We start from the raw sequence: 11954 nt of genomic DNA on the forward strand, positions 1-11954 counted from the left end.
TAAAAAAATTCTCCAATCGTCATAACTACGCTCATCTTTGTAATTCTCTCTCCTCCTGACTCCTGACTCCTGACTCCTGACTCCTCCTGGCTTAACCATTCTATGGCTGTTTAACCGGATTTGATATGACGGCTGACGGCTGAATGCTTACCTCATGGTTGAATTTACACTCAGCCACATCGAAAAAGTCTTTTTGAACAGTATAAATACTTACTCAAGTTTTCTCGCTGTTAAATACTACATTTTGTCGTGCGGAATGTGGGTTAAATACAATTATATTTTAACAGATAGTTTTTTCATAGAGCATTGACTTAATCAAAGAATAACGATATTATGCAATAGCTTAAAAAGCATACTATTTAGATAAGCAATGAAAGTAAAACCTTTAACCGTTGGTCCGATCCTGGGTGCAGTCACGGGCGACACTGCACGCATATTTGGTCGTGGCGAATATAAACTCTCTAGAAACAAAAAAAGTGTTCTCTCTTGTGTAGGAGTTGCCAGAATTCGTGCCCTAGACTCCTCAGACTATGACCCCCCCATCTTCTTCAAGATGTCTCCTGCTTTTGATACCTCCGGAGTAGCAGTATTCGACGAACTATCCTCAGAAACAGAGTATGAATATCAAATTGGCTATTTTTTGCAAAAAAAAGAGGAAGTAGACCAAGCAAACATAAACCTTGATTGGTCGAAAGCACATACCAAGCAATTTCAGACTGCTTCCACAGATCCGAAAAAGAGTCGCTCATTTATTTTTGGTTCTTGTCGTTATCTGCTAAAATTATTTGGTTCTTGGTTTGACGATCGCGGCGACAAAACTTTTGAATCTATTCTCAAACAAATAAACTCTGGTACAACTACTAATTCCTTGCTCATGGTAGGAGACCAAATTTATGCCGACGACCTCAATGCTATCGGTGCAGATCGCACAATTGAGGAGTTTTTTAGTCGCTATCAAGAGACCTTTACTCAACCCCATATTCGCGAACTGATGGGGCAAATTCCTACCTACATGACTCTTGACGACCACGAAATAGAGGATAACTGGCCGTCCAAAGCGTCGCCGAAGGATTGGGTGACTCTATTCCCGACAGCAATTCATGCTTACATTACCTATCAGATGAGTCACAGTCCGTTATTTGAGATTGTAGATGACAAAGCTGATGTTATTGGTTCGCCCTCAAAACTCTGGTACAAATTTACAGACGGATGCTGTGACTTTTTTGTAACCGATACGCGCACAGAGCGTGACGAAGCAGAATCCTCCGATCCAGCATTTGAAGAGCGAGAAATAATTAATGAAGATCAGTTTGAAGCTTTAAAAAAATGGCTAGCAGATGGGTCAGAGCGAGTAAAGTTTGTTGCCTCTGCAATTCCATTTTTCCCAGACTTTAAAAAGACTGAGCTAGATAAATGGAGTGGATATTTGCACCAACGCACCCAACTTTTGGAATTTATCCGCACCAATAAAATTAAACGGGTAGTTTTTCTATCTGGTGACGTACATTGTTCTATGTCAGCGGAGTTACTTTGCGAAGAAGACCCAGATTTTAAAATTATTTCTCTGATATCATCGGCTTTTTTCTGGCCTTACCCTCATAAAAGTGGTAGTTTCCAGTTATCAGGAAAGCTGAAAACTACCTCATTAACATCTCATAGCTATACTGTAACAAATGCCGGACCTGCCCATTTCGATGACAATTTTTCGCGGGTGACTTGCGATTTGAATTCCTTGAAGTTTCAGGTTTTTCAAAGATTAGGGAAGTTATTAGGAGAAAAAGAACATAGTTTTTGACAATAAACAAGGGGTTCTGTTACCGTACGAACTAAACTGTAGAAAATCGATCTGAGCTTAATATCTTGATATTGGATTAACCAATACTGGCGCTCTCGGCACAGCTCACTATTCCCATCCTACGGAATGCTACGCAAACGGCAGTAAATGCCCCTGGGAATTTCTTATCTTATATTTGAAGACTGCCATTAACATCGGCATTAATGACTATACCAGTTCCACTCCGTTTGGAAACCACGTTTGACTCGTTTACCTACATAGAATTCAATAGCATATTGGTTTTTCTCGCGTCAATAGCAGATGTTTTACTGGTGTAACAATCTTGCTGTTTCAATTACCTTGATTCCTGCCAGTTGACATTTATAAGTTATCTGTTCAATTAGCTTGGAGTGAGGTATTTGGGTAAATTTTTGGTTGTTGATTTTGCCGATGTTTGCACCTTGTTTCCAATTATCATTTTTTCCAATTACTACAGTACCAATATTATTCGTCACTAAATAATTGACAACTAACTTGCTGGTGTTATGCAGGTAATTCTCCACAAAACGATTTCTATGATAACTCAATGCTTCAATATATCCGACTGGTTTTTCTGTTGCCTTTGAGATGACTTTGGTACTTGGCTTTACGCTTATTATACAGTTGATTGACACTTTTTAGTGGCTTCCCATTAACAAGCAATGGTTTCACACCAGGCTTGGCAAGTAGCTAGAGCAACTAATCTATCAATGCCTAAATCTATTCCTGCTAAATATTTTGAGTTGATTTGTGCAACAGATTTTTTTTCATAGACTACTTCAATTACATAGCAACCAGTAGCAGGTACTATCCTCACTTCGATTACAGTATCCACAACTACAGGTATGCATGATATCACTCATAGATAAGTGACAAATACCGTCTTTGAGACGTGCTCTATAGACTGATTATGCATGAATATATAACTACCCGATCGACCTTTGGTTTTATCCTTATACTTTGGTATTTTTGGTTTACCTAAAAATTTTTCTGGATGTGCGTGACCATTCTTTTATAGCTTGAAAATATCCACGCCATGATGCGGTTAAACATTTAATGATTTGTTTTGAGACTTTAGTTGGCAAGGCTCTATAAGCATCGCTATCTTTGGTGGCGTGGTACAGTTTAGTTAGTGAGAGACTTTTACCAGTCGTGAAAAAATGCTGACGACAGTGATAGTTAGCCAAGTTATACAGATTTTTTGACTTAAAAGCTAATTCATCACACACCCGCCAAAAGTTATGTGTTCGTCTAATTATATGTCTGTCAACAACAATCAATTGTATACTAACCCTCCAATTTTGCTGTAGTCACCTGTGACTACTATCATGGTCAAAATCATTCATTGCCTAAATTTATGCTTTCTATTAACTATTTAATATTACAATACTTTTCTACATTTGACAACTATTTTCTACAGTTTAAGTTTAACAGTTAATTACCCCTCCGCACACCTTCCGGTTTATAGAAACCAGTAATCTCATAGTGGCGCGTCAAGCCTTAAATGGTGTTTTAGGAAAATGCTACAATGCTTACTATTCAAGCCTTTGAGCAAAAATCTAATACACTATTTTTAACTTGACGCGCCAGTAGGGTGTGTTAACGAAGTGTAACGCACCGCCAAATCTATAATGTTTCGGTGGGTTAGCGTCAGCGTAACCCTACTATTTTTTTTAACACTGCTATATCAAGAGCATTTTTCATAGGTTTTATTCTTCTAAATCTGCAACTTTTATATAAATTTTTAATCCTTTTTTAGCATCTATATCAAACTTTAAACCAACTTCAGCTTCACTGGTTATTTCTATACTTTCTTTGGGAATATTATCAAGTTGAATACTCTCAATTGTAGCCAAGCGACAATATGAAGATGTTTCGCTGACTAAAAAAATACTTGTTCCTACAGACAGCTTACTATTATTAATTTTTGCTCTTACTACTTTTGAGCGATCGAACCATCTTGTGATTTTACCAATTTCTTTGGCTTTATCTGTAGAAGTTTGCTTTTGAATTATTTGATAAGTTACTAATTCTGCTAATGCTTGACACAAAGCTTTAATAAAATTACCTAAATCTAGTAATTCTTGAGTGCCTAATATCTGATATACAACTCCGTGAGCTGCTTCATTTCTATAGGAAATTAATTGATTAAGTTCTCCTTCAGCAGTATTCTGATTTCCTCTAATTTCTTCTATAAAGTGTTTGACTTTTCTGTAATTCATTACCCATTTCCAAGTGCCAGCTATTCCGGCATCTGCAAATAATTTTTCTAATATATCTTTCCGTAAATTCTGGTCATGTAGAAGAAAAGCTTCTGGCAACAACTGATAATTTTTATTCTGATTTGTTGTGCCATAAAATAGACCTCTAATTACCTGATTTTCAGAAAGGTCTTTAAATCTATCTTTTTTAAATTCTAGTAGTATACGTCCTATACCTTCTCTATGAGTATTTTGAATTTTATCTTCTAATTCTAAATAATTTTCGACTATGTTTTGAAGATACTTTAACCAAGTTGATATTAAATCTTCTACAAAATTTTCATAGATCGCATACAAACGAGTTACTACTGCACAATGTTCGTATAATCTCCACGGTTTTTCACTTGGAACACCTTTTACTAATTCAACAATTTCTTGATTATTATTTGGTTCCTGTATATTTACTATTCCCTTTGCTACAATTTTTCTAAGTCTATCGTTAGTCTGAATAATTTTATGAATACTGTCAATATTTACATTTACAATTTCCAGGAGATTCTCAAACATTTTGAATTACTCTCCAATTACTTGTAAAAGCATATTGTTAAAAATTTCAATTCTTTTTTGAATATCAGCTTTAGTTTTTCCTCCACCAGTTAAAAGACGTGATTTATCTCTTTCAAGTAACTTTTTTGTTTCCTCTACAACTCTATGTTTTTTGGAAATTAATACTTCTGTCTTTGATAAGTGTTGACTCAAACCAACCATTACAGCATCATAATAAGCTTTATAAGAGATTGTTTTTTTTGCGCCAAAAGGTTTAAATAAATCTTTTTGGTAAAGTTGATTAGCTAATTCAATAGTTTCTAGAAAAATCTCTCTGAGCGATTCAATATCTTCGTCAGAAAATTGCTTACTTTTTATCATATAAAGGTCTAGGAAACCTTCCATTCCATCCCGGAAATACTCCATATTTCTCAGAGCAAAAAAACGCAGCACTAACTCAGCATCTTCCATTTTTTTGTAGAGATTATTTTTTTCTAAGTTTGCATTTTTTGTAGGTATTCCCCAAGCTTTAGCAAATATAGGATTACGGGATAATTCAAGTAATAGTAAATCAAATTTTCCATGATACAAACAATGTCGTACCTCCTGCCGACTTAAATCTACTCCCCCAGTATTAAGACGCTCAAAGGCAAGCTGTTTTAAAAGCATAGCTTCCTCTGGATTAGTTGTTGATTCTGTAATAATTACAATAGAAGAAATAGACCTACGGTCTATTCCTGCCCGTATAGTTGGATGAAGTTCTTGATAAGTAAGTCCATTTAATTCTGACCAAAGTTCTAATCCAGTTAACTTGAATTTATTTTCGTAAAAATCTCTTATTGCTGTAATTCTTTGCTGACCATCCATAACTTCATAGGAATTATAGCTTTGCTCATAAAGAATAATTGGAGGTATAGGAATGTTAATAATAAATGATTCGATTAAACGAGATTGTTTTTTTTCATCCCAACGAGATCTTCTTTGATAAAATGGTCGTAAATCCATATATTCATTCTTTTCTAAAGACTCTACAAAACTAGGAAGTTTTTCCCGGTTAATTTCAGTTAGTATTCTTTTTTCTCCTGAATTATACTTTTCAACAATATCAGTATCAGTTGCAGACTTCCCATTTTTGGTTTTTACTGTAGCTTTTTCTTGCCACATTTTTTGTTCAATTGGTAATAGTGACATTTTTGATATTTCCCTTACATTTTTACTCTAATTTATTATTATATAACTAATTTGCTATTTATTCCAGTAATGAAAAAGCGGGTTTCTTGAAGAAACCCGCTTTTGAAATTGACAGACTACTTAACAACTAAGGTCGCTGTTGCCGATCGCCCAAATTCTTCGGGTGCATATTGTAGTCGTGCTTCTGCTCCAGGCCATATAAATGTTCCGGGAGTCACTGACCTAACTAAATAATGTAAGCTATACACTCCTGGGTTTAAACGGTCTGCATAAGCTTCGACGCGATCGCGATATATCTGTTGATATCCTATTTGCCAACTATCTGCTTTTGCTTTGACAGCGGAAGTGGCGGTTTGGAAGCTGGTGTCAACTGCTTCTAAACCTGCTGGCAGTGGGTCACGAATAATTACATGGTCTACGGGACGGTCTGTTATAACCTCAATGCCAATATCAAAGACTTGCCCTGCACTGATATCTAATGGTGACGCCACTTCAGATAGATCCATGCGTTGCAAAACGGACGTTTCATTTGCCAGACGAATTTCCCGCGCTACTCGCAAACCGTTATACTTTCCTGCTTGGTTTCCTGGGAGGCGATAACTGTATTCGACTAAATAATGCAATTTGCCTTCTCCAGATTTTTCCAATACTAAATCTGATTCGCCTTTTGGCAACCCATCCATTGCTACATTCAAAGAGAGATTCGGATTTTCATAACCTTTAAAACTGGCAGCATCTAATTGTTTGCCTGATAATTTTGCGGTGGCGACGAAATTCGGTGGTGCTGGTTGGGTATTGCTATAAGTAACCAATGCTTTCAAAGCTTCCGCGTTATCATAGGTTGTGCGCCAGGTGCCATCCTGTCGGAGGTTGAGTAGACTTTGTAATAGTCGGTCTAATATTTCTGGTTTGGCGTCGCGGGTAATAAATAGTCGCAATGCTTGAGCTTGAGCAGCGGTGGTTGAATTCATCCATCCCCAGGTTTGCGGTATATTCAATGTGGCACTACGTCCGGTTTCATAGACGCTTTCCTGAATTTCGTTATACATTTCTGCTGACTGTTTGCGCCATTTGGGGAAGGTGGATATATAGCGCGCTAGTTTTATTTGGTCTACCTGAGATAGTTTTTCCCGTTGTTGATAAATATCTGACAGGAAGCTATTGCGGGTGTCGCCTAATTCTGACAATGCCATTAAAACGTCTAAGCGCACTTGATTTTTACAGAGTTGTTCGCTGCAATATTCATCTTTGCCTGGATCTGCCAAAATATTGTTTAAGTAATTCCGCAGACTACTTACCATTTCCCCATTTACTAAATCTGGAAATGCTTTTTTGGCTTGGGCGATCGCTTCTGCTGCATAGGGTGTTAGATAAGGATTGGATTTTTCCCATCCTGGATAATAACCAAAACCTCCGTCTGGCAGTTGCAACTTTTCTAATTTTTCTAATGCTTGTTTTGCCTGTTGTTCTGGGTTGAAGTCTACAAATGCTTGCTCGTATTTCTCACCCAATATTTGGAGGTTGGAGGCGATCGCTAATTGACTGGCGGTAGGCTCTAAAAATGGTAGTTGGTCTTTTTTCAATACTGCTTTTGCGGGGGCAGTAATTTCTGGTATTAATGTACTTGCTATGGAAATTTCTAGACCTCCCACATCTGGCATTACATTCTCTGTAATATTTAGTGGAATTTGTATTTGAGAGTCAGTTGTGCCAGACTCTACTACTGTTTCACTTGCTGCCAAGGACTGCACGGGTAATGAAATTTCAAACCCATCTGTGTTCAGGTTATTCAGGTCAGTGGTAAATTGCACTTTTGCCTCACCCGCTTGTTTTGCTTCCATGGGGAAACGGTAAGCGTTGGTGCCTGAGTCTGTCCTGGTTTGAAAAATTTGGGTAGTTTGGGAATTTTCGGCAAATAAAATATTCTGACTAACTTCCCCATCTATTTTGAGATTTCCTTTTTTGCCAGTATTATTCGTAACTGTTACGCCACCCTCAAATTTATCGCCGATACGAGCAAACTGAGGCAAAACAGGATTTAACATTAATGGTTGAGTCGTCACAAAAGTTGCCTCCCCATTACCAAAATGCAAATTCCCATCTGTGGCAACAGTCATCACGCGCCAAGTTGTCAGATCGTCTGGCATTTTAAAAGTTACCGTTGCCTTACCTTTATTATCTGTAATTACAGAACCGTTGTAATAAGCCAAAGATTGAAAGTCTGTACGAATGCGGGTGCTAGATGCAGCAGATGATATACCGCCGCCATAACCCCAACCTTTTCTCAGAGCGGATGACATGGCCTCCATTTGTACTTCGGGACGGTTATCGTTGAAACGGGTAGATATTGGTTGTTCGGCGTAAACGGTCTCGACTAAGTCTGGGGGACGATGACCGCTTAGTTGTAATACCGCTTCATTTACGACTATCACCGTAAACTGACCTTTAGTCGGTTGCCCTTGACTATTTTTAACTGCCAATTCCACAGTCTGCATAGCTCCCGGTTGTGCTTCCGGACGTTGGGGTGTGACTTCTACATTTAAGTATTTGTCTGCCAAATTAATTTTGAATGGAGTAAAACCAACTTTCATCAAATTTTCCACAGTTCCCGGTTCGACTTCTGCGAGTGGTTGACCTTGCCGCACTAATACTGCTTCTACCGCAGCATTGGGTAACATATCTTCTGTCACTTGAAACTGAATTTCTGGCGCGCCACCTGTAACTTTGACGATTTTTTCATAGAGTGGTTTGTCGCGGACGACGGCAAAATATAATTCCCCTTCTGGATAGGGTGACTGAATTAAAGCGGTTGCTGTTTCTCCTGGTTTGTAGGTGTCTTTGTCGAGTTTAATTTCCAGACGGTCTTCGTTGCGACCTCCCCAATAAACGCGGTTTGCTCCGGTTGCCCAAATCTGAATATCGGTGCCAGTAATGTCATTTTCAGCATTGGCAAAATTAGCCCGGATGCGATAACTACCTGACTCTGGTGGGGTGAGGTTGACGGTTTTCGGTTTATTGCCACTTCTGACTTTCTGGCTCGCAACAGTTTTATATTCGACTTGATATTTAGGGTTGCGACTACCTGCCACTACTTGAGTGACGCTGCTATATTCCATTTGTTGTAATTCCAGCAGAATATTTTCTCCAGAAAGTGGTTTTCCTTGAGAGTCGGTGACAATAACTTCTACCGGAAACTTTTTATTAGCATCGGCCACAAATTTACTTTTTAGACCTATTAATTTGTTACTTGGTAGGGCGGTAAAAGTTTGAGTATCTGCCACAGAAAGATTAGATATATCTGTCACTTCCACATCTACTCGATAAGTCATTGGGTAGGGCAAATCTTTTCCGACAGTAAATACTTGATTCTTCGCGCCGTCACTATCTAGAACTACATTTTTTTCCAGTACATTATTAGGAACAGTCGGTGTTTCTTCCGGCCAAAACCATTGACGACCAAAGTTAAATTCTTGCCAATTTTCAGGAGTAAATTCTGTCTTTTCTCGTGTCACATAATATTTAGCTTTTGCTCCTTGCACTGGAGAACCAAACAAATAATTACTTTCAGCTCGTGTCAATATTGGTTCGTTAATCAAAGCAATTTCTCGATTAAGTTTTAGATCTACCTGAAAATTAGGCGGTTTAAACTCAGCCACGCGAAATTCTCCGTAAAATTCTATGCCATTTTCTCCCTTAGCCTCCACATTGTAATAACCCAATGACTGATTATTATCCAGAGGAATTTCTAGAGAAAAAGTACCAAATTCATTAGTAGTCTGAGTACCTAAATTTGTCTTATTTCCATCTGGATTATTTATAGTAACTTGATAATCCATATTTTCCGCTTGTTTCAAGTTACCATTTTCCAAATAATAAGCAGCTCCAGTCAACCAAACCTTTTCCCCTGGTTGATAAAGTTCTCTATCAGAAAAAATAGTACCCCGCGATTCAGCCTTGCCACTATCCCAACCAGAATAAATCCCATAACCATAAGTACCGCTATATTCTTTAGTTCTAGCAAAAGCCCAATCTTCCTTTTCTTTGGCAATTACTAATAATTCCGGTGCTTGGGAAAAACGCCGACCATTCATACATTTTTGTAAGTCTGTCTTAGTCAAACTTAGCAAACCATTTTCATCGGTTTTTCCCGTGGCACAAGCAGTAGGTTTAGGCTGAGATTTAGCATTTAATTGAGATTGATAAATCTCCACATCCGCCACAACAGGCACACCATCATCCAAATGATTTACCCGAATAATTCCCGACTCTGGAAACCACTGAACAAATACTCCCAAATTAGTTAGTTGTACCAATCCATAAAATTTTGGTTCTTGCCATTTTTGTTGACCATTTTCTTGATAATAACTCGTCCGTGCTTTTACTCCATAAGCCAACATTCCTGTCTGACCGCCTAGTTGTTCTCTGAGAGGAACTGCTACTTCTTTAATCTGATTTTTTTCACCAGAAACAGGGTAATTTTTCCACTTTTCATTTCCTGGTAATAAATTTTTTCTATCTGTTCTGGGATAAGCCGATTCTGCGTAAACCAAATCTGTGGGTTTCACAACTTGATAAGCCGCTTTGTATTCCGACTCTGGCAAATTTACTGTAGAAATATTCAGTTGTAAATCCTGACTAGAAGGAAAAATATTTAAACCCGCAGGTACCGAAAGATTTCCGACTAAATCCCCTGTTTGATAATTTAAAACAACAGGCTTCCCTAATACTTGCCCGAATTTATCTTTGATATTAGCGCCGATAGTAATTGTATAGTTTGTCTCTGGTTCAAATGCCCAAGAATTGAGACTAACAATATTATAGTCATCATAAGCTTGAATCAGATTTTTTGTCTCTTTTGCTTCCGGTTCAATCGTAATATTTTCTACTGCTGATTCAGCTACAACACCATGATTAAATTCCAACAAGGGATTACCTTTCACAAATCTGCCGCCACCCTGGGAAAATTTCAGTTCAGAAAATTCAAAAGCGGAATAAGTTTCTACTTCACTCACAAAAGGTGTTTGACTGGGTAAATTACCTTTGACAGGTTCAATTCCTGAGTCAAATTCCAAGCGATATTTAGTACCCTTTTCTAGAGTAACTTGGGGAGCGAACAAATAATTCCACCGATGGAATGAAGAGTCAAATTCTGCTGTAAAAACTTCTTCTTCCTCTGCATTAGTTTCCAATGTTTCTAAACTAACTGTCAAAGGTAAAGTTTCTGTTTCTCCTACTGGTAAAAATTTTAAATTTTCCTCAATTGAATTTACATCCAACTCCACATTTGAAGTGAATTTCAAAGTCGGATTTATATCAATTGGTTGTGGTCTTCTATTTTGCTGCTTAGTAGTTGGTAAATTCGTTAATTTAACTGGTTCAGTATTGAAAGTCCAAGCCAAATCTTCATCTAATTGATTATTTTTCAGGTCGGATAAACCAGACTTCAAAGTAACCTTTACTCTCGTAGATTTAGGTAAAGCCTCCGCAGGTTGAAAACCAACCATTTTCGGAGTCAAAAATCGGAATTGACCAGGTAATTCTGGGAAAATTTCAAACTTTTTAAGTTTCTCCTGTTGTTCTAGAGAATCTAAAGTTTCCAAAGGAATTAAAGGTTCCTTAAACCGAATCCGAATTTGACTTAAAAGTTCTGCTTCTCCCGTCGGACTAATTTGTTCTATCCACTCCGGTAGTGGAGGAGTAATTATGAGGTCTACTATGGGTAATTTTGCCTGTTTTAAACTTGTGTTAAAAAAACCACAAGCTGCAATGGCAAAAGCTAGGAATAATCCTAGTAAAAAATGTTTCCAATATTTGAACGCCATATTTGTTTGATTTGAGGATAGTTTTTACCTACAATTATTATACATCTCCAAAAAAGATATAGACTTTTTGTAACAGTAGGGAACAGGGAACAGGGAACAGGGAAGATGTTTTTAGGAAAAAAATACGGAAAATGATTTTGTGAGAACTTTTACCAGAAAATTGGGTTTAAAGCCTCGCCCATAAGCGGGCGACTTTTTAGTAGTTGATTTTATTTCAATAAATATGTTATCATGTATTTAGTTTAAAAGTCAGGTTATGAAAGCTAGATTTAAGTATCGTATCTATCCAACACCGGGACAAAAATACCGATTAGCAAAGCTATTTGGTTGTGTCCGTGTGGTTTGGAATGATAGTCTAGCTTGCTGCCAAGAAAAGTATAA

8 protein-coding genes are annotated in these 11954 nt (G+C 37.5%); 2 read left to right on the plus strand and 6 right to left on the minus strand.

What is annotated here, in order from left to right:
- The first annotated feature begins 370 nt into the window (after window positions 1-370).
- On the plus strand, window positions 371-1795 hold the full coding sequence (locus tag F6K54_RS29455; protein WP_293085736.1) for an alkaline phosphatase D family protein: 1425 nt from the start codon (window positions 371-373) through the stop codon (window positions 1793-1795).
- A 305-nt stretch (window positions 1796-2100) separates the two neighbouring features.
- On the opposite strand, the gene F6K54_RS29460 is transcribed toward F6K54_RS29455, so the two are convergent.
- The 6 genes from F6K54_RS29460 to F6K54_RS29485 form a co-directional block, all read right to left on the minus strand.
- Window positions 2101-2448 carry an IS200/IS605 family accessory protein TnpB-related protein gene (locus F6K54_RS29460; RefSeq protein WP_293085739.1) on the minus strand — a complete coding sequence of 116 codons (348 nt, stop codon included), beginning with the start codon at window positions 2446-2448 and terminating at the stop codon, window positions 2101-2103.
- A 17-nt stretch (window positions 2449-2465) separates the two neighbouring features.
- Entirely contained in the window at window positions 2466-2672 is a 207-nt protein-coding gene (locus F6K54_RS29465) for a hypothetical protein (protein ID WP_293085742.1), read from the minus strand.
- Between the two features lie 115 nt (window positions 2673-2787).
- Window positions 2788-3093, minus strand: a complete 306-nt coding sequence (locus F6K54_RS29470; RefSeq protein WP_293085745.1) for a hypothetical protein — start codon at window positions 3091-3093, stop codon at window positions 2788-2790.
- A 429-nt stretch (window positions 3094-3522) separates the two neighbouring features.
- Window positions 3523-4581 carry an MAE_28990/MAE_18760 family HEPN-like nuclease gene (locus F6K54_RS29475; protein WP_293085748.1) on the minus strand — a complete coding sequence of 353 codons (1059 nt, stop codon included), beginning with the start codon at window positions 4579-4581 and terminating at the stop codon, window positions 3523-3525.
- A 6-nt stretch (window positions 4582-4587) separates the two neighbouring features.
- Window positions 4588-5751: a DUF262 domain-containing protein gene (locus F6K54_RS29480; RefSeq protein WP_293085751.1), complete on the minus strand. Its 1164-nt coding sequence runs from the start codon at window positions 5749-5751 to the stop codon at window positions 4588-4590.
- Between the two features lie 116 nt (window positions 5752-5867).
- Window positions 5868-11573 carry an alpha-2-macroglobulin gene (locus F6K54_RS29485; RefSeq protein ID WP_293085754.1) on the minus strand — a complete coding sequence of 1902 codons (5706 nt, stop codon included), beginning with the start codon at window positions 11571-11573 and terminating at the stop codon, window positions 5868-5870.
- Window positions 11574-11829: 256 nt separating this feature from the next.
- Between F6K54_RS29485 and F6K54_RS29490 the strand changes: the two genes are divergently transcribed.
- Window positions 11830-11954: helix-turn-helix domain-containing protein (locus F6K54_RS29490; protein ID WP_293085756.1), on the plus strand; the 125-nt coding region annotated here is incomplete at its 3' end.

The organism is Okeania sp. SIO3B5, assembly GCF_010692555.1.
GTDB lineage: Bacteria > Cyanobacteriota > Cyanobacteriia > Cyanobacteriales > Microcoleaceae > Okeania.